The organism is Streptomyces sp. NPDC006643, assembly GCF_042870175.1.
Classification (GTDB): Bacteria; Actinomycetota; Actinomycetes; order Streptomycetales; family Streptomycetaceae; genus Streptomyces.
In genome coordinates, this window is sequence record NZ_JBIAHA010000008.1 from 98,398 (window position 1) to 116,900 (window position 18,503).

Annotated in this window: 17 protein-coding genes; 5 read left to right on the forward strand and 12 right to left on the reverse strand. The window is 72.2% G+C overall.

Features of this window, described 5'->3' with window-relative positions:
- The first annotated feature begins 259 nt into the window (after positions 1 to 259).
- From ACFYNU_RS13160 to ACFYNU_RS13170, 3 genes are read left to right on the forward strand one after another with little or no spacing between them, the layout of a single operon-like run.
- A complete protein-coding gene (locus ACFYNU_RS13160) occupies positions 260 to 2,695 on the forward strand; it encodes a protein kinase (RefSeq protein ID WP_356586033.1) in 2,436 nt (811 codons plus the stop codon).
- Complete coding sequence (locus ACFYNU_RS13165) at positions 2,692 to 5,034, forward strand: protein kinase (protein ID WP_356586031.1); 2,343 nt, start codon at positions 2,692 to 2,694, stop codon at positions 5,032 to 5,034. Before ACFYNU_RS13160 ends, ACFYNU_RS13165 begins: the two co-directional genes overlap by 4 nt.
- Before the next feature lie 35 nt (positions 5,035 to 5,069).
- Entirely contained in the window at positions 5,070 to 5,837 is a 768-nt protein-coding gene (locus ACFYNU_RS13170; protein ID WP_356586029.1) for an SDR family oxidoreductase, read from the forward strand.
- Positions 5,838 to 6,318: 481 nt separating this feature from the next.
- Here the strand turns inward: ACFYNU_RS13170 and ACFYNU_RS13175 are convergent, their stop codons facing one another.
- Positions 6,319 to 7,845: a hypothetical protein gene (locus ACFYNU_RS13175; RefSeq protein WP_356586027.1), complete on the reverse strand. Its 1,527-nt coding sequence runs from the start codon at positions 7,843 to 7,845 to the stop codon at positions 6,319 to 6,321.
- 209 nt (positions 7,846 to 8,054) lie between these two features.
- On the opposite strand from ACFYNU_RS13175, the gene ACFYNU_RS13180 reads away from it, so the two are divergent.
- Positions 8,055 to 9,881 (forward strand): endonuclease/exonuclease/phosphatase family protein, encoded by a 1,827-nt coding sequence (locus tag ACFYNU_RS13180; RefSeq protein ID WP_356586025.1) that lies wholly within the window; start codon positions 8,055 to 8,057, stop codon positions 9,879 to 9,881.
- 68 nt (positions 9,882 to 9,949) lie between these two features.
- Here ACFYNU_RS13180 and ACFYNU_RS13185 read toward each other — a convergent pair whose 3' ends face one another.
- From ACFYNU_RS13185 to ACFYNU_RS13215, 7 genes are all read right to left on the reverse strand, one after another.
- Positions 9,950 to 10,654: an antibiotic biosynthesis monooxygenase gene (locus ACFYNU_RS13185; RefSeq protein ID WP_356586023.1), complete on the reverse strand. Its 705-nt coding sequence runs from the start codon at positions 10,652 to 10,654 to the stop codon at positions 9,950 to 9,952.
- A gap of 73 nt (positions 10,655 to 10,727) precedes the next feature.
- Positions 10,728 to 11,267 carry an SMI1/KNR4 family protein gene (locus ACFYNU_RS13190; RefSeq protein WP_356586021.1) on the reverse strand — a complete coding sequence of 180 codons (540 nt, stop codon included), beginning with the start codon at positions 11,265 to 11,267 and terminating at the stop codon, positions 10,728 to 10,730.
- A 13-nt stretch (positions 11,268 to 11,280) separates the two neighbouring features.
- Entirely contained in the window at positions 11,281 to 11,910 is a 630-nt protein-coding gene (locus ACFYNU_RS13195) for a DUF4232 domain-containing protein (protein ID WP_356586019.1), read from the reverse strand.
- A 39-nt stretch (positions 11,911 to 11,949) separates the two neighbouring features.
- Complete coding sequence (gene dapD / locus ACFYNU_RS13200) at positions 11,950 to 12,939, reverse strand: 2,3,4,5-tetrahydropyridine-2,6-dicarboxylate N-succinyltransferase (RefSeq protein WP_356586017.1); 990 nt, start codon at positions 12,937 to 12,939, stop codon at positions 11,950 to 11,952.
- A 115-nt stretch (positions 12,940 to 13,054) separates the two neighbouring features.
- A complete protein-coding gene (locus tag ACFYNU_RS13205) occupies positions 13,055 to 13,336 on the reverse strand; it encodes a hypothetical protein (protein ID WP_356586015.1) in 282 nt (93 codons plus the stop codon).
- Positions 13,333 to 13,917, reverse strand: a complete 585-nt coding sequence (locus ACFYNU_RS13210; RefSeq protein ID WP_356586013.1) for a TetR family transcriptional regulator — start codon at positions 13,915 to 13,917, stop codon at positions 13,333 to 13,335. Before ACFYNU_RS13210 ends, ACFYNU_RS13205 begins: the two co-directional genes overlap by 4 nt.
- Positions 13,917 to 14,243, reverse strand: a complete 327-nt coding sequence (locus tag ACFYNU_RS13215) for a multidrug efflux SMR transporter (RefSeq protein ID WP_356586011.1) — start codon at positions 14,241 to 14,243, stop codon at positions 13,917 to 13,919. The genes ACFYNU_RS13210 and ACFYNU_RS13215 overlap by 1 nt, the downstream gene beginning before the upstream one ends.
- Positions 14,244 to 14,557: 314 nt before the next feature.
- Between ACFYNU_RS13215 and ACFYNU_RS13220 the strand changes: the two genes are divergently transcribed.
- Entirely contained in the window at positions 14,558 to 15,577 is a 1,020-nt protein-coding gene (locus ACFYNU_RS13220; RefSeq protein WP_356586009.1) for an oxidoreductase, read from the forward strand.
- A gap of 77 nt (positions 15,578 to 15,654) precedes the next feature.
- On the opposite strand, the gene ACFYNU_RS13225 is transcribed toward ACFYNU_RS13220, so the two are convergent.
- The 4 genes from ACFYNU_RS13225 to sufC are packed head-to-tail and all read right to left on the reverse strand — an operon-like array spanning position 15,655 to position 18,501.
- Positions 15,655 to 15,993 carry a metal-sulfur cluster assembly factor gene (locus tag ACFYNU_RS13225; protein WP_023542537.1) on the reverse strand — a complete coding sequence of 113 codons (339 nt, stop codon included), beginning with the start codon at positions 15,991 to 15,993 and terminating at the stop codon, positions 15,655 to 15,657.
- Positions 15,990 to 16,454, reverse strand: coding sequence for a Fe-S cluster assembly sulfur transfer protein SufU (gene sufU / locus ACFYNU_RS13230; protein ID WP_023542536.1), 465 nt, complete (start codon positions 16,452 to 16,454; stop codon positions 15,990 to 15,992). Before sufU ends, ACFYNU_RS13225 begins: the two co-directional genes overlap by 4 nt.
- 11 nt (positions 16,455 to 16,465) lie before the next feature.
- Positions 16,466 to 17,740 carry a cysteine desulfurase gene (locus ACFYNU_RS13235; protein WP_356586006.1) on the reverse strand — a complete coding sequence of 425 codons (1,275 nt, stop codon included), beginning with the start codon at positions 17,738 to 17,740 and terminating at the stop codon, positions 16,466 to 16,468.
- Positions 17,737 to 18,501: a Fe-S cluster assembly ATPase SufC gene (sufC, locus tag ACFYNU_RS13240; RefSeq protein WP_023542534.1), complete on the reverse strand. Its 765-nt coding sequence runs from the start codon at positions 18,499 to 18,501 to the stop codon at positions 17,737 to 17,739. The genes ACFYNU_RS13235 and sufC overlap by 4 nt, the downstream gene beginning before the upstream one ends.
- Positions 18,502 to 18,503 lie beyond the last annotated feature (2 nt).

Genomic DNA, 18,503 nt, shown 5'->3' on the forward strand with positions numbered 1-18,503 from the left:
GAATTCGATGAGAAGTCCAGAGTTCAGGACCGGTGGAAATCCCGTCTCCACACCTGGACGGAAATAACTTTAGAAGAGCGGGCGACGGGCTGCCACGTGTTTATCGCCCGCCGGTACGAAGGTGCGGGGATGATAAGGAAGGTGCGGGGGGGGGGTGGCCGGGCGAGGGGCGCGAGGGGCGCCGCAACCTCGCGGCGCGCTTTGCGCGTCGCAGTGATCGGCTGTCGTGTTACGGGCGGCGGGACCGGAGGGGGACACAGTGGAAGAGGTCGGGGGATACCGACTGGTCGCGCTGCTCGGTGAGGGCGGCATGGGCCGGGTCCATCTCGGCCGGGCGGCCTCGGGGCGGCTGGTGGCGGTCAAGACGGTGCACGAACACCTCGCGGCCGATCCGCGGTTCAGGGAGCGGTTCCGGCGCGAGGCCGCCGCCGCCCGCTCGGTGGCGGGACCGTTCACGGCCGCCGTGCTGGCCGCCGATCCGGCGGCCGTACGCCCCTGGCTGGCCACCGAGTTCTGCACGGGCCCCACCCTCACCGGGGCGGTCTCGGCCCTCGGGCCACTGGCCTCGGGCGAACTCGCGGCGCTCGGCGCCGCGCTGGCCGAGGCGATCGCCGCCGTGCACGCCGCGGGCCTCGTCCACCGCGACCTGAAGCCGTCGAACATCGTCGTGACGCGCGACGGCCCGATGGTCATCGACTTCGGCATCGCGCGGACCACCGCCGAGGAGAGCCTGACCGACAGCGGCGAGGTCGTCGGCTCCCCCGGCTTCATCGCGCCCGAACTGCTCAGCGGGGCGGGTGAACCCGGCCCGGCCGTCGACGTGTTCGCGCTCGGGGCGCTGCTCGCGTACGCGGCGACAGCCCGTCCCCCGTTCGGCACCGGTCCAGTGCACCAGGTGCTGTACCGGACCATGCACGGCCCGGCGGACCTCGACGGGGTGCCGGAGGGATGGCGGGAACTGCTCGGGAGCTGTCTCGCTCAGGAGCCCGGCGACCGGCCGACCGTGGCCGAGGTGCTGACCGCGTGCGCGGCGTGGACCGGGGGCGACGGCGCTCCTTGGTGGGAGCGGGAGGCGGTGGCCGGTCTGATCCGGCGCCGCGAGGAGGAAATCGCGGCGCTGGTGGCGAACGCGGCGGGGACGGAGGCGGCGCCGCAGACAGGGACGGCGACGGCGGAGAGGCGGCCGGCGGCGGGGGCGGCCGGTCCGACGGGCTCCCACCCGGACGCCCTCGCCGGCGGACACACCGGCCGGCCCGCCGACGCACCGGGCACACCGGGCACCACGGCGGTCGGCCACTCCCCCGGTACGACGTTCGCCCCCCGCGCCGACGCCGCCACAGTCGTCGGCGCGGGTCGGGGCACGTCCCGAAGACGCCTCCTGCGCTGGGGCGGCGCGGCCCTCGCCGGCGGCGCGACGGTCGGCACCGTCGCCTGGCTCTCCTCACTCACCGGCCACGACGACGAAGGCACCGGTTCCGGCTCCTCCGGCACACCGGGCCCGTACACCCGGGGCCGCGCCCTGTGGACCCGCGACATCGGCGAGGCACTGCCGATACGGCACGGCGAGGCCCTCTATCTGCGGGCCGGGGACGGGCTGACCCGCCTCGACGCCCGGACCGGGACCGTCACCTGGAATCACCCGGTCGAGGGCGACATCACCGATGTCGCCGTCGGTGACGAACTGGTCCACGTGCTGTCCAACCGGCTGGCGTTCTCGACCGAGATCGTGGCCCTGGACGCGGCGACCGGGGTCGCGAAGTGGTCCGCCGACCCCATGGTCAACAACCCCCGTCGCCCTGCGGAGTTGCGCGGGGCCGAGGCGACCGTCTCGGTCGACGGGAACCGCAGCACGCTCGCCGTCTCCGAGGACGTCCTGTGTGTCGTCACCTATGCCTCGTACGCGACCGCGTGGGAGCGCCGTACCAACCGCGCGAGCCCCTGGCGCGCCTACGGCTACGAGCCGCGCTCCGGCGCCCCCCTCTGGTTCCACCAGGGCGCGCCGGCGCAGGTGGCGGCACTTCACCGGACGGACGACTTGATCGGGGTGGCGACCGGAACCGTCTCCCCCGGCGAGAACGGCGCCGGGAGCGAGGCGGCCGAACCACTGACCGTGCTGCGCGCCGCCGACGGCACACTCGACCGCGAGATACCGGGAGGCGCGGCGTACGCGGAGTCGTACCTCGGCTCCCGCGGCATCCGCTACTACGCGACGGCCGGACGGCTGGAGGCCGTCGACCTCGCGACCCGGCGCACCCGGTGGACCCGCGACCTGCCCGAGGACGAGACCGAGGACACCACCGTCACCCCAACGGCCACCGCCGGGCTGGTGCACACCGCCACGTACGGCACGGTGCGGGCCCTCGACGCGGACACCGGCCGGATCCGCTGGAGCCGTACGGACATCGGTCTGCCCCTGGTGGTGGCCGACGGGCTCGTCTACGGCCGGGGAAGGGCGCCCGACGGCGAGGAGACACCCGGGCGGCGCCCCGACTGGGGGGTGCACGCGCGGGACGCGGCGACGGGCGATCTCGTGTGGGCGGCCGAGACCGGTGAGGCGAGCGCGGTGGTCGTCGGGGCGGGCGGCGACGGCGGCGACGGCGACAGTGCGGGTGCCGGTGCCGGTGGGAGATCCGGTCTTGTCCATGTGGCGTCGGGAGGCGTCCTCACCACCTACGCCGCACCGGAGCCGTCATGACCGATCCCCTGCTGCCCGGCGACCCCGACAGACTCGGCTCCGTACGGCTGCTCGGCCGGCTCGGCGCCGGTGGGATGGGCCGGGTGTATCTGGGCCGTACGACCGGTGGCCGGCTGGTCGCCGTCAAGACCGTCCACGCGCACCTCGCGGCCGAGCCGCACTTCCGCGAGCGGTTCCGGCGCGAGGCCGCCGCCGCCCGCGCCGTGACGGGGGCTCACACAGCGGCGGTGCTCGACGCCGATCCCGCGTCCCCCGTGCCCTGGCTGGCCACCGCGTATCTGCCGGGCGTCACGCTGCGGCGCGCGGTCGCCGCCGCCGGGCCGCTGGCCGTGCCGGTCGTACGGTCGCTGGGCGCGGCGCTCGCCGAGGCGCTGACCAGCATTCATGGCGCGGGACTTGTCCACCGCGACCTCAAGCCGTCCAACGTGCTCGTCACGGCCGAAGGGCCGCGCGTCATCGACTTCGGGATCGCGCGCGCCCTCGGCGACCACGGCATGACCGCGGCCGGGGATGTCGTCGGGACACCCGGCTTCATCGCGCCCGAACAGATCACGGGCGACTCTCCGGTGACCGCGTCGGCGGACGTGTTCGCGCTGGGCGCGGTCCTCGCTTTCGCCGCCGCCGGCCGTAATCCCTTCGGGGACGGGACGGTGGCGATCCTGCTCTACCGGGCCGTGCACGAGGAGCCCGACGTCGATGATGTGCCCCTGGGGATACGGGAGTTGGTCGCCGACTGTCTGAACAAGGAGCCCGGTCGGCGGCCTTCGGTCGGCGAGGTGCTGGAGCGGACGGCTGATCCCGAGGCACCGCTGTGGTGGCGCGAGGAACCGCTGCGGAGCCTGATCCGGGGCGACGAGGAGGACCGGCCGCGCGAGCACACGGCGGTGGTTCCCACGAAGCGGGTGACGGTGGCGCCCGCCCCGGCACCGCGCCCCCGCCGCGACGTCGAACGCCGCCGCGACGCCGAGCGCCGCCGCCTGCTGGCGCGCCGGGGAGTGCTGGTGGCCGGCGCCGCGACCCTGACCGGGCTGTTCGGCGTCTCCGTCGTACGCGGATGGGGAAGCTCCGGTCCGGGCGACGGCACCGACGGCACCGACGGCACCGACAGCGCGGAAGGCGCACAGCTCAGCCTCAAGAAGGGTTCGGCGGAGGCGGGCGCGCTCCGCTGGAGTCTCACCACGGAGTTCGAGGCCATGGACGCGCTGATACCGAGCGGCGGCACACTGCTGCTGCACGGAACACTCACCGGGGGTTCCACGGGCTACGTCCGCGCCTGCGCGGCCTCCGACGGGGCTCGCCGCTGGGAGCGGGAGGCCGCGGCGGAGGTGCCGCACATGTGGGGTGTCGTGGACGGAGATCTCGTGGCGCCCGATGCCGGTCTGCCCGTCGTGGACGTCGGCTCGGGGAAGTCACGCGTCGAGGCCGACGCTGTGGGGAGGTTGCCGGCCCGGTGGGTCGCCGTCGTCGACGGCACGATGGTCTCGTCGTACGAGGACGAGGACGACGAGAAGGAGCTGGAGGCCGTCGATCCGCGCACCGGGGCGGCCCGTTGGGCGATGGAGCTGGGCGGGACGCAGCCGCCGGCGGTGCTCGGCCGCACGATGCTGCTGGCGGCCGAACTCGGTTGGCGGATGAGCGCCGTCGACGCCGGGTCCGCCAAGACCCTGTGGACGTACGAGGGGTTGAAGGACGGCTCCGACCAGTCCCTCGCCACCACCGCGCTGCCGAACGCGGGGAACTTCGCCGTACTCACCACCGGGGGCGAGCTGCACATCGTCCGCGCCCGTGACGGGCAGCGCGTCGCCGTCGCGGCGGACACGTACGGCGTGACCCCGGGCGCCACGGCCGTCGGCGCGGCGGGGAGCGGGGCGGGAGGCGGGGCGGGTGGTACGGGCCTGTTGGCCACGGCGGGCCGGCTGCACGGCTTCGACCCCGCCGACGGGAAGCCGCTCTGGCCCGCACGCCCCACACTCGGCGTCGAGACGAGCTGGCGGCGACGGACGGGCGGGGTGCGCGGCCCGGTCTCGGCGGGCGGTCTCGTACTGCACTGGTCGAAGGCCGACACCCTGGAGGCCGTCGATCTCAGGTCCGGCAAGGCGCGTTGGACGCGGCGGCTGCCGGGCATCGCGAAGGTGCCACCGGTCGTCAGGGGCGACACGGTCCTCGCGGCGTCGGGCGACGTCTGCACCGCCCTGCGCCTCGCCGACGGCACGCCGCGGCGCACCTGGACGCTGCCTGGCATCATCGATGAGCTGGCGTCCGACGCGTCGGGCTGGTACGGCCGGATCGGCACGTCGGAGGTACGCGCGTACAACTACCGCCACAACCACGACGGCTGACGCGTCCGCGCCGCCCCCGTCCGAAGGGACCGCCCATGAACTTCCCCCCGACCGGCCGCCGGGTCCTGGTCACCGGCGCCTCACGAGGACTCGGCCGCGCCGTCTCACGCGCCTTCGCCGCCAACGGCGACCGCGTCGCCGTCCACTACGGCACCCGCGAGGCCGACGCGCGCCGCACCCTGGAATCCCTCGCCGGTGATGGCCACGTGCTGGTGGGCGGCGACGTGTCGGATCCCGAGGGCGCGGCGCGGATCGCCGACACGGCGCGGGACGCGCTGGGCGGCATCGACGTGCTCGTGAACAACGCGGCGGTGAACGAGCGCCATCCGCTGCCCACGACCTCGTACGAGGACTGGGCGGCGAGTTGGCAGCGCCATCTCTCGGTGAACCTCCTCGGCACGGCGCTGCTCAGCCACCGCGCGGCCCGGTCCATGATCGACGGCGGCACGGGCGGCCGGATCGTCAACATCGGCTCCCGCGGCGCGTTCCGCGGCGAACCGGACCACCCCGCGTACGGCGCCACGAAGGCGGCGGTCCACGCGCTGGGCCAGTCCCTCGCGGTGTCCCTCGCACCCCACGGCATCGCCGTGGCCTCCGTCGCCCCGGGCTTCTTCGACACGGAACGCGTGGCCGACCGCCTGACCGGCCCGGAGGGCGCCGCGATCCGGTCACAGAGCCCGTTCGGCCGGGTGGCGAGCGCGGCCGAGATCGCCTCGTCGGTGCTGTGGCTGGCCTCCCCCGAGGCGGAATGGTCGTCAGGCACAATCCTGGACCTCAACGGGGCGTCGTACCTGCGGAGTTGAGAGACCCCGGGCCTCCACCGGCCCGGCCCGGCTCGACAGGCGCCCGTACGCGCCCTCGCGGGCGCTGCCCTCACGGCCCCCGACGGCGGCCTCGGCGGGGCGCTCCGGCCCCGGCCCGTATGGGCGGTGCGGGTGAGCGGGACGCTCCGGCCCCGGCCCGTATTCGCACTTACGCGCCGGACGGGTTGACTCACGTCCGGCGCCGAGTGCGGCCCGCGCGCTGCCACCGTGTGGTCAACGCGCCGGAAAGCACTCTGCGTTGATGCGTACGTCGTGCCGTACGTCCGCGTCCGCGCCCGCCTCCGCGTCAGCCGGCCGGCGGGCGCGCACGGTGCCGGCCCAGGGCGGCGGCGCCTGTGTCGCGCACCGAACGCACGCCCCGGCCACCGGACACGCCCCGTCGCCCGTACCGGGCTGGTGGTGTACGCGCACACGCGCCCCGCCCCGGCCCGGGGCCACGCGGCCCACCCTCCCGGCTCCCTCAACCCCCGCTGCGCGACCTCGCCTTGAACGCCGCCTTGCGGGCCTCCTTCGCCGACTTGCGGTCCTGGTGCAGACGGCCCATCGCCTCCAGGACGTCCGCCGTCGCCGGGTGGTCCACCCGCCAGGCCGCGTCGAAGAAGCCGCTGTGCTGGCCGACGAGGCCCTCCACCAGTTCCTGGAGTTCCACCGGCTCGCCCTCGGCGTCGAGTTGGGCCGCGATCGTGTCGATCGCCAGCCAGAAGATCATCGACTCGGGCGGCGGCGGCACGTCCGCGGCCCCCAGTTCGGCGAGCCAGACGCGGGCGAGGCCGCCCAGCTCCGGATCGTCCAGGACCTCGCGCACCGCGGGCTCGGCCTCGACGCCGACGAGGGCCAGGGACTGCTGGCAGTGCAGCCGGCGCAGCGGGGCGCCCGGGTCGGTTCCCTTGGCGGCGCGCAGGAGTTCACGCGCCGCCGCAGCCGGCTCACGGCGGGCCAGCCACGCCTCCGTCTCCGCGCGCGCGGCCGGCTCCGGGAAGTGCGCGACGCCGTCGAGCAGCGCGTCGGCGCCCTTCTCGGCGAGGTCGCCGACGACGGGCGCCTCGACGCCCGCGTCCCGCATCCGGGACCTGATGCCGTGCAGACCGAGCGGGGTCAGCGTGACGACGCCGTACCGGGACACGTCCTCGTCGTCGCCGGACGGCAGGGCGTCCGAGCCTGCCTCGGCGTCGTCGACCATCAGGGCCTCGTCCACCGGTACGTACGTGACGAGCCCGATCGGCTCCAGCAGCGCGAACTGGTCGTCCAGCCGCATCATCGCCTCGGACACCTGCTCAAGGACGTCGTCGGTGGGCTCGCCCATGTCGTCGGGCACGATCGTCGACGCGGCGAGCACCGGCAGCGGTACGGGAACGGGGTCCGTCCCGCCCTCGCCGACGGTGAGCAGATACAGATTCCCGAGGACGCCCTCCAGGAACTCCGCCTCCACCTCGGGGTCCCAGTCCAGCGCGTCGAGGTCGATCTCGCCGTCGTCGCCGATGGCGCCGGCCAGATCCTCCAGGACGGGCGCCGTCGCGTCGGCGAAGACGACGTCGAGGGCGTCCAGCCAGAGGGAGAGGATGTCCTGCGGGCTGCCGGAGGTGATGAGTTCGAGCGCGGCCCCGGCGCTCACGGTGCCGTCCGCGTCCTCGTCGCCCGCGTCGGCGCCGTCGGCCTCCGGGTCCTCGACCTCCAGCAGCCCGGTGTCCACGGCGACCCGCCACGCCTCGCTCGCGTCGGCCTCGGCCGCCGCCCGCGCCTCGGCCGCGAGCGCCTCGTCGCTCTCGGTCGGCTCGGGGCTCTCGGCCCCGAGGAGTCCCAGCGCCTCGGCGGCGTCGGAGAGTTGCTCGTCGACGAGTTCACCGCCCGCGCCGACGCGCGTCCCCGGCCCGGCCCAGCGGGCGAGGCGTACGGCCCTGGCGAGCAGCGGTACGGCGAGCGCGTCCCGCGCCAGCTCCGCGTCCGAGGGCAGCCGCACCGGCGGCAGAGTGGGGCGGTCTCCGGACATCTGGTGATTCTCCTTGCGCCGTACGGGGTCCAGGGCGCCCCAGCGTAGACGTATTTCACCCCATGCCACCCGGTTCACTTGGCCGACAACGGGTGTACACCCGGACTCCCTTGACAACACATGGGCGTACGCAAGAGATTGACGCGCGTAGAACTACATATCCACGCCGCCCCCCTTCCGTCTCCCCTCCTCACCTCCGGAGTCCCGTAATGCCTTCATCCGTACCGAGAACGGCCGCGGTCTCGGCCCTCGTCGCCGCCGCGCTGGCCGCCGGTCTGCTCGCCGGATCCTCCTCGGCCTCGGCCGCCGACATCAGGATCTCCGGTATCCAGGGCAGTGGCCGGATATCGCCGCTCGTGGGTACTCCGGTGGCGGACGTCCCCGGCATCGTCACCGGCGTACGGACCTACGGTTCCCGGGGCTTCTGGTTCCAGGACCCCAACCCCGACAAGGACGCGGCGACGAGCGAGGGCATCTTCGTCTTCACCAACGCCGTGCCGACCGTCGCCGTGGGCGACTCGATCAAGGTGTCCGGCACGGTCACCGAGTACATCCCCGGCGGCGCCGCCTCCGGCAACCAGTCCCTCACCCAGATCTCGTCGCCGAAGATCACGGTCGTCTCCTCCGGCAACAAGGTCCCCGCGCCGGTGACCATCTCCGCGAAGTCCGTCCCGGCGGCGTACGCCCCGAAGGGCACGGCCGCGACCGGCGGCAGCATCAACGGCCTCAAGCTCAAGCCCCGCAGCTACGCGCTGGACTACTACGAGTCGCTGGAGGGCACGAACGTCCGCGTCGGCACCTCGCGCGTGGTCGGCGCCACCGACCCGTACTCGGAGCTGTGGGTCACGGTCAAGCCGAGCGAGAACGAGAACCGCCGCGGCGGCACGGTCTACGGCGGCTACGACGAGCAGAACACCGGCCGGCTCCAGATCCAGCAGCTCGCCCCGGTCGCCGAGCAGCCGTTCCCGAAGGCGGACGTCGGCGACACCCTGTCCGGCGACACCGAAGGCCCCCTGGACTTCAACCAGTTCGGCGGCTACACGCTGACCGCCCGCACGCTCGGCAAGGTCACCGGCAACGGCGCGAAGCCCGAGAAGACCCGTGAGCAGCGCCGCGACGAGCTGGCCGTGGCGACGTACAACGTCGAGAACCTCGACCCGTCCGACCCGCAGGAGAAGTTCGACGCGCTCGCCGGCGCCGTCGTGGACAACCTGTCGTCGCCGGACATCCTGGCCCTGGAGGAGATCCAGGACGACAACGGCGCCACGGACGACGGCACCGTCTCCGCCGACGCGACCATCGCCAAGTTCACGGCGGCGATCGTGGCGGCCGGCGGCCCCGCGTACGAGGCGCGGACCGTCGACCCCGAGGACAAGACGGACGGCGGCGAGCCCGGCGGCAACATCCGCCAGGTCTTCCTCTTCAACCCCGAGCGGGTCTCCTTCACCGACCGCGCGGGCGGCGACGCCACGACGGCGACCGAGGCCGTACGGACCGGCGGCAAGGCCGCGCTGAGCCTGTCCCCCGGCCGGGTCGACCCGTCGAACGCCGCCTGGGAGAACAGCCGCAAGCCGCTCGCCGGTGAGTTCACCTTCCGCGGCAAGCCCGTCATCGTGATCGCCAACCACTTCGCCTCCAAGGGCGGCGACGAGAGCCTGGTCTCGCACCACCAGCCGCCGAGCCGGATCTCCGAGGCGCAGCGGCACCTCCAGGCGAAGTCCCTCAACACCTTCGTGAAGGACCTGCTGGCGATCCAGCGGAGCGCCGACGTCCTGGTGGTCGGTGACATCAACGACTTCGAGTTCTCCACGACCACGAAGACGCTCACCGCGGGCGGCGCGCTCTACCCGGCGGTCAAGTCCCTGCCGGCGCCGGAGCGTTACTCGTACGTCTACCAGGGCAACAGCCAGGTCCTCGACCAGATCCTCACGAGCCCGTCGATCGACGACTTCGACTACGACAGCGTCCACATCAACGCCGAGTTCGCCGACCAGAACAGCGACCACGACCCGCAGGTGCTGCGCTTCCGCCCGTGACCGGGCGCGCGTCTGCCTGAACGGCGGTGGCCCGGCCGTACCCCACATACGGCCGGGCCACCGCGCTCTCACCCCGCGGTGAGGCTGATCGCGGGGGTGTACCTGTTCACCGTGCTGCCCGCGAGGCCCGGGAAGCTCCGGACGCGCCGCCACTGCTCCGTGCTCGAACCGACCCCGTCGCCGGGCGCGTTGAGCGCCGCGATATGGCCCTCCGCGTTCTCCCACTCGGCGTAGTTGAGCACCCGTGTCCCGTCCAGGCTCGCGTGGAAGTGGGCGGCGATCCCGGCCGACTGCTCGTACGGGTCGTTGTCGAGCGCCGCGAAGACGGCGTCCGTCCACTCCCGCTGCCGGGCGGGGTCGGGCCCGTCGAACTCGACGTCCACGATCACCACGCAGCCGGGCACCCGGGTGTCGCCCTCGGCGGGCTCCCCGCTGCGGTACAGCTGATACGAGTTGAGCCCGACCCGCTCGATCCCCGGCACGGCCGCGTCGATCTCCGCGTTGCGCGCGTCCCGGCCGGTCCGGAAGAAGTCCTCGTACGCCGCCTCGTCGCGCCACTGCGAGTAGTGGAGCAGCGTCTGCCCGTCCTCCCCGGTCATGACGCTGTACGAGAGCAGTCCGCCGTCCGGCCAGTCCCGGCTCCCCCAGGCCCTGCCGATCGCGTCGACCGTCGCGCGCTGGCGCTCGGGCGTACCGACCCGCCAGGTGCTGACCTTGACGACGCCCACGCCGGGGCGGGTGATCTCAGGGACGGTGCCGACCTGTACGGACATGGTGAGCCTCCTCGTCGCCGCACCCCCGTGGTGCGGCTCGCTCACCATGCTCAAATATGAAGTGCGGTTGAAGTCAACGCGTTTTCGCCCACCGCGCCACCCAGCCGGCGAAACCGGGCGCTCCGGGATCCCCCGGCATCTCCTCGAAGGGAGCGGCGCCGACATCGCTGACCGCCCACACCCGCCCGCGCTGCGCGCCGGTGACGATCAGATGCCAGTAGAGCCCGCAGCCGTCCGTGCCCAGCACGACGCTCCCGTCGTTGCTGACCTCGTCGATCAGCGGCTCGATCTCCTCGTACGGCCGGGGGTCGTCCTCCCACACCCATGCCTCGGTGAGCGGGAACGCCTTCGCGGGGGCGCGCTGTCCGTCGTCGGGGCCCCAGTCACCGGGCAGGGACGTCAGCGGTATCAGTCCGTCGACGTCGGCGGGACCCTCGCCGCTGCCGTCGCATATCTCGGCGACCAGCGTGCGGTACGGCTCCGGCAGCACGACGCCCTGCTCACGCTCGAAGGCGTGGACGGTGTCCCAGCCCAGCGGGGGTCTGCGGATCTCGGGCGGGAAGGCGGCGCGGAGCGCGTCGAGGTCGGCGGGATCGGCACGTTCGGTGTTCATACGCTCCATTGGATCACCGACCACTGACAGGATCGACCGCCCAGGCCGTCACGTCGAGGGTGGCCTCCGAGCCGAGGTCGACGCCGAGCGGCAGGGAGATCGGCTCCTCGCCGGGAGCGGGTGTGACGAGGATGTGGGCGCCCGGGGTGGGGGCTCCGTCGAGGGAGGTGACGCGGTTGTTCCACTCCAGATTGGTGCGGGCGGTGCCGTTGGGGGCCAGGGTCAGCTGCCGCGGCCGGTCCTCGCCGTGGGTGATGGTCACGTCGATCGGCTCACGGCCCTCGTCGAGGAGTTCGATGCCCGGGTAGCCCTTGACCCGGTAGGGCTTGTCGCCGCAGTTCCAGAGCTTGACGGTGATCACGCGCAGGCCCATGGCCGCGTTCTCGCCGCCGATCACGGCGTCGAGGCCGGACGGCGGGCAGCCGGCGGCCTTCGCCCCGGCGGACGGGGGCGCGGACGGGGGCGGGGATCCGTACTGCTGGTAGGAGGGCGAGAGCGGCTCGGGGGACACCGGCCCGGACGGGGCGGCGCCACCACCCCGCTCCGCGTCGATCTCGCCCTTCAGGTCCGAACAGCCCGCCGCCGCCAGCAGCAGGACGAACGCCCCGGCCAGCGGCGCGGCATGGCGGTGTCGCCTCGTCATCGAATCCCCGTCCCCCTCGGTGTACGCGCCGACGCGTCGTCAGTTGTTGCTGTGCAGAACGTCGTTCAGACCGCCCCAGACCGCGTTGTTCGGGCGGGCCTCGACCTTGCCGGTGACCGAGTTGCGGCGGAAGAGGATGTTCGACGCGCCGGCCAGCCCACGGGCCTTGACGATCTCCCCGTCCGGCAGCGTCACGCGCGTACCCGCCGTGATGTAGAGGCCCGCCTCGACGACGCACTCGTCGCCCAGCGGGATCCCGACACCGGCCTCGGCGCCGATGAGGCAGCGCTCACCGATCACGATGCGCTCCGTGCCGCCGCCGGAGAGGGTGCCCATGGTGGAGGCGCCGCCGCCGATGTCCGAACCGTCGCCGACGACGACACCGGCCGAGATCCGGCCCTCGACCATGGAGACGCCGAGCGTGCCCGCGTTGAAGTTGACGAAGCCCTCGTGCATCACGGTGGTGCCCTCGGCGAGGTGCGCGCCGAGGCGGACGCGGTCGGCGTCGGCGATCCGCACGCCCTTGGGGGCGACGTAGTCCGTCATACGCGGGAACTTGTCGACCGAGCCGACCTGGAGGTGCAGGCCCTCCGCGCGGGCGTTCAGCCGCACCGTCTCCAGCGCGTCGACGGCGACCGGGCCGAGCGAGGTCCAGGCGACGTTGGTGAGCACGCCGAAGAGGCCGTCGAGGCTCAGACCGTGCGGCTTCACCAGGCGGTGGCTGAGCAGGTGCAGACGCAGGTACGCGTCGTGCGTGTCCAGCGGCTTGTCGTCGAGCGAGGCGATGACCGTACGAACGGCGACGACCTCGACCCCGCGGCGCGCGTCGGGCCCGACGGCCTTGCGCGCGGCGTCGCCGAGCAGTTCGGCGGCCCGGTCGGCACTGAGCCGCTCGGTACCGGCGGGGCCCGGCTCGTCGCTGAGCGTGGGGGCGGGGAACCAGGTGTCGAGGACGGTGCCGTCCTCGGTGACGGTGGCGAGCCCGGCGGCGACGGCGCCGGTGGTACGAGTAGCAGTCGAGTCGGTCATGAGCGAAACCTAACGGGCACCCGTACGCGGAGGCCAACCGGTCTCGGCGTACGAGCACGGCGCCGCGCCTTTCGGGGGCTGCCGGGGGTGCCCGGGGTGCCGGGCCGGGGCCGGTTCAGCCGAGCCGGTTGTCGTCGTTGTCGCCGGGGGCGCGGCCGGTGTCGTCCTCGGCGCGCGGCAGGAGCCGGTGTCCTTCGGAGTGGTGGTTCACCCAGCCGCAGACTCCGCAGCTGTAACGGCCGTCGAGTCCGGCGATGAGCGTGCCGCACTGCCGGCACTCCGCGTAGGTGATCTCGGGCCCTATGGCGGCCACGGGCTCCGGCGCGGATTCCGGGATGTGCTCCGGCGCGGGCTCCGGCCCGGATTCCGGCGCGGACTGGGCGGGCGGAATGCTCATCCGTTCAATCTACTCGGGACGGCTTCCGGCCCCGCCGACGGCGCCGCCGCGAGGATCCGGCCGAGCATCTCGCGCGTGTAGCCGGCGTCGTACTCCCGCCCCGTGAGCAGTACTTGGAGGCAGATGCCGTCGAGCAGCGCGACCAGCGCACGGGCGGTGACCGGGTCCACGCGGTCGGCGAGGATCGTCGTGACCCCGACGCACCACTCGGCGGCCACCGGGCGCAGCGCGGGGCGCCGCAGGGCCGCGAGGTACAGCTCGTACTCCAGCTCCACGCTGGTGGGGTCCGACGTCAGCCAGCGCCCGGTGATGCACGCCAGCTCCTCGGCGATGTCGCACTCCGGGTCGGCGAGGGCGCCGCTCTCCGTGACGGCGGTGGCGAAGCCTTCGTTGGCCTGTCGCAGCGCGGCGACCAACAGCTCGTCCAGCGAGGCGAAGTGATACGTCGTGGAGCCGAGCGGCACATCGGCCTCGGCGGCGACGGTGCGGTGGCTCAGCCCCGCGATCCCGCTGCGCCCGACCAGCCGGATCGCCGCGTCGATGATCCGCTGCCGCCGCTCGGGGTCGTAGCGCCGCACCATCAGTGGGCCCCTCCGAGATTGAGGAGGACGACACCGCAGATGACGAGCGCGATGCCGGCGAGCTTGGCCGGAGTGGCCGCCTCGCTGAGGAAGACCATACCGATGGCGGCGACGGCGGCGGTCCCGACGCCCGCCCAGATCGCGTACGCGGTCCCCACCGAGAGGGTCTTGAGCGTCTGCGCGAGCAGCGCGAAGGCGATCAGATAGCCGGCCACGGCCCCCAGTGAGGGCCAGAGCCTGGTGAAGCCCTCGCTGTACTTCATGGCCGTCGTACCGGCCACCTCCGCCACGATCGCGACGGCGAGCAATGCGTATCCCAGTCCCATGTGTACGAGGGTACACATGGATGCGTACGCGCGTACACAAGATGGCGGAATGCCTGTCCGCCGCGCCGACGGCTACGGTGTCCCGGCCGGAGTCGGCGACAACGCATCGGAGCAGAGCAGTGACGCAGCACTCGGGGTGGGGCGACGGCCGGCACGGCGGCCACGGACCGTACGGCGGAGACGGCCCGCCTTCCTACGGAGGCCCGCCTCCTTACGGAGGGCCGCCCCCGTACGCCGGTGGCCCTCCTCCTTACGGAAGCGGCCCCCCGCCCGGCTGGGGCGGCTGGGCTCGCCCGCGCGGACCCAAGCCCGGCGTGATACCGCTGAGCCCGCTCGATCTCGGCGAGATACTCGGCGGCGCGTTCTCCACACTGGGCCGGTACTGGGCGCAGGTGCTCGGCGTCGCCCTCGTCGTGTACGGCGCCGCGTTCGTGGTGAGCGCCGGGGCGCTGGGCGTCACCTTCGCCGTGGTCGGAGACCATCTGTCGGCCGTCGTCGACACACCGGGCCGGGACACGCCCGCGTGGGACGACGTCCAGCCCCTGATCGTCGCCTTCGGCTCTCTGTGGGTCCTGCTGATGGTGGTGCTGATGGTGGCCACCGCGATGATGCAGACCTGCTGCCCGCTGATCGTCCAGGAGGCGGTGCTCGGCGGCAAGGTCAAGGTCGGCACGGTCCTGCTGCGGGCGCTGCCCCGGGTGCCGGCCGTGATGGGGACGGTCTTCCTCAGCGGGCTGATCGCCCTGGTCCCGGTCCTGCTGTTCCTCACCGGCGTGGTCGCCACGATGGTCACGGTCATCGCCACCGGCGGCTGGGATCCGGCCGCCTGGCTGATCCTGCTGGGTTTCGTCGGCGGTCTGGTCCTCGCGCCCCTGGCGATCTGGCTCTGGGTGCGGTTCAGCCTCGCCCCGGCGGTCGTCGTCATCGAGTCGCGGAGGCCGGTCGAGGCCCTGCGCCGCTCGGCCGGACTGGTCCGCGGTTCCTGGTGGCGTATCTGCGGCATCTCGCTGCTGGCCTTCGTGATCGCCTCGATCGCGGGCCTGGTGCTCCAGCAGGTGCTCAACGTGCTGGGGGCGCTCCCCGACAGCTTCCGCTCGGCCGGGTTCAGTTACGAGCCGACCATGGGCGAGATCTTCGTCGCCGTGAGCGGCTATCTGATGCTGGCGCTGGTGGGCCAGTTGATCAGTCAGATCTTCTCGACGACCTTCCCGCAGCTGGTGCTCAATCTGCTCTACATCGATCAGCGCATCCGTAAGGAGGACCTGGCGCCTTCGCTGATCTCGGCAGCGACGGCCGCCACGGCCACGACAGCGCCGCCTCCCGGCTCTCCCTGACCCTCGGGCATACGTGAGCGGGCCCCACGATCACCAGGATCGTGGGGCCCGCTCACGTACAGGCGTCGAGGGCGACCTCAGACGTTGAAGCCCAGCGCGCGCAGCTGCTCGCGGCCGTCGTCCGTGATCTTGTCCGGACCCCACGGCGGCATCCAGACCCAGTTGATCTTCAGCTCGTTGACGATGCCCTCCGTCGCCGACTTCGCCTGGTCCTCGATCACGTCGGTGAGCGGACAGGCCGCCGACGTCAGTGTCATGTCGAGGGTGGCGACGTTGGACTCGTCGATGTGGACGCCGTAGATCAGGCCCAGATTGACGACGTCGATGCCCAGCTCGGGGTCGACGACGTCGTACAGCGCCTCGCGGACCTCCTCCTCGGAGGCCGGCTTCATCATCACGGTCTCGTTCTCGCTCATGCCGTCTCCTTCTGCGCGGTGTCGCCCAGTGCCTGGGCCGTCGCGTCCTTCCACGCCATCCAGCTCAGCAGCGCGCACTTCACACGGGCGGGGTACTTGGAGACGCCGGCGAACGCCACGGCGTCCTCCAGCACCTCTTCCATCGCGTCGTCGGGTTCGATCTTGCCCTTGGACTGCATCAGCTCCAGGAACGTGCTCTGGATCTTCTGCGCGTCCGCCAGTTCCTTGCCGACCAGCAGGTCGTTCAGCACGGACGCGCTGGCCTGGCTGATGGAGCAGCCCTGGCCCTCGTACGACACGTCCGCGACGCGCGAACCGTCGTACTTCACGCGCAGCGTGATCTCGTCACCGCACGTCGGATTGACGTGGTGCACCTCCGCGTCGCCGTCCCGCAGACCGCGCCCGTGGGGGTGCTTGTAGTGATCCAGGATGACTTCCTGGTACATGGAATCCAGCTTCACCGGTCAATCCCTCATCCGAAGAAATTACGGACGTGCTCCAGCCCGTCGACCAGGGCGTCGACCTCGGACTGCGTGGAGTACAGATAGAACGACGCCCGCGTGGTCGCCGGAATTCCGTACCGCAGACAGACCGGCCGTGCGCAGTGGTGACCGACCCGGACGGCGATGCCCTGCTCGTCCAGCACCTGGCCCACGTCGTGCGGGTGGATGTCTCCGAGTGTGAAGGAGATCGTCGCGCCGCGCTCCTCGGCCGTGGACGGGCCGATGATACGAAGGTCGGGGACCTCCAGCAGCCGCCGCACCGCGTACTCGGTGATGGCGTGCTCATGCGCGGCGATCTTGTCCATGCCGATCGCGCTCAGATAGTCCACGGCCGCGCCGAGGCCGACGGCCTGGGCGATCGGGGGCGTACCCGCCTCGAACTTGTGCGGCGCGGGGGCGTACGTCGACGAGTGCATCGACACGGTCTCGATCATCTCGCCGCCGCCGAGGAACGGCGGAAGGTCCTCCAGCAGCTCCTGGCGGCCCCACAGGACACCGATACCGGTCGGGCCGCACATCTTGTGGCCCGTGAAGGCCACGAAGTCGGCCTGGAGCGCCTGCACGTCGACCGCGACGTGCGGGGCCGCCTGCGAGGCGTCGATCAGCACCAGCGCGCCGACCTCCTGGGCGCGGCGGACGATCGCCTCGACGGGGTTGACCGTGCCGAGGATGTTCGAGATCAGCACGAAGGAGACGATCTTCGTCTTCTCGGTGATGATCTCGTCGATGTTCGACAGGTCGAGCCGGCCGTCGTCGGTGAGACCGAACCACTTCAGCTTCGCTCCGGTGCGCTGCGAGAGCAGCTGCCACGGCACGATGTTGGAGTGGTGTTCCATCTCCGTGATGACGATCTCGGTCTCGTGGTCCACGCGGTAGGGCTCGTCGGCCCAGCCCAGCATGTTCGCCACGAGGTTGAGCGACTCGGAGGCGTTCTTGGTGAAGATCACCTCGTCGCGGCTCGGCGCGTTGATGAAGGAGGCGACCTTGTCGCGTGCCCCTTCGTAGAGTGCCGTGGCCTCCTCGGCGAGCACATGGACGCCGCGGTGCACGTTGGCGTTGTGCTGCTCGTAGTACTCGTTGAGGGCGTCGAGCACCTGGCGCGGCTTCTGCGACGTCGCCGCGTTGTCCAGGTACACGATCTTCTTCCCGTCGTGGACCAGCCGGTCCAGCAGGGGAAAGTCCTTACGGACCGCCTCGTCGAGGAGTCGCCCCGACCCGGTGAGGAGGCCTGACGGCTGTGTCACGCGGATACGCCACCCTTCACGTACGCCTCGTAGCCCTCGTTCTCCAGCTTGTCGGCCAGCTCCGCGCCGCCGGACTCGGCGATCCGGCCCTGCGCGAAGACATGCACGAAGTCGGGCTTGATGTAGCGGAGGATCCGCGTGTAGTGCGTGATCAGCAGTGTGCCGACCTCTCCGCTCTCCCGGACGCGGTTGACGCCCTCGGAGACCACCCGCAGCGCGTCGACGTCCAGACCGGAGTCCGTCTCGTCGAGGATCGCGACCTTGGGCTTGAGCAGTTCGAGCTGAAGGATCTCGTGGCGCTTCTTCTCGCCGCCGGAGAAGCCTTCGTTGACGTTGCGCTCCGCGAAGGACGGGTCCATGTGGAGCTGTTCCATCGCGCCCTTGACCTCCTTCACCCACGTACGCAGCTTGGGTGCCTCGCCGCGCATGGCGGTGGCGGAGGTGCGCAGGAAGTTGGAGACGGAGACGCCGGGGACCTCGACGGGGTACTGCATCGCGAGGAAGAGGCCGGCGCGGGCGCGCTCGTCGACGGTCATCTCCAGGACGTCCTCGCCGTCCAGCGTCACGGTGCCACCGGTGATCGTGTACTTGGGGTGGCCCGCGATGGAGTACGCGAGGGTCGACTTGCCGGAGCCGTTGGGGCCCATGATGGCGTGCGTCTCGCCCTGCTTGACGGTCAGGTCGACGCCCTTGAGGATCTCGCGGGCACCGCCCTCCGCCTCGACAGTGACGTGCAGGTCGTTGATTTCAAGGGTTGCCATGG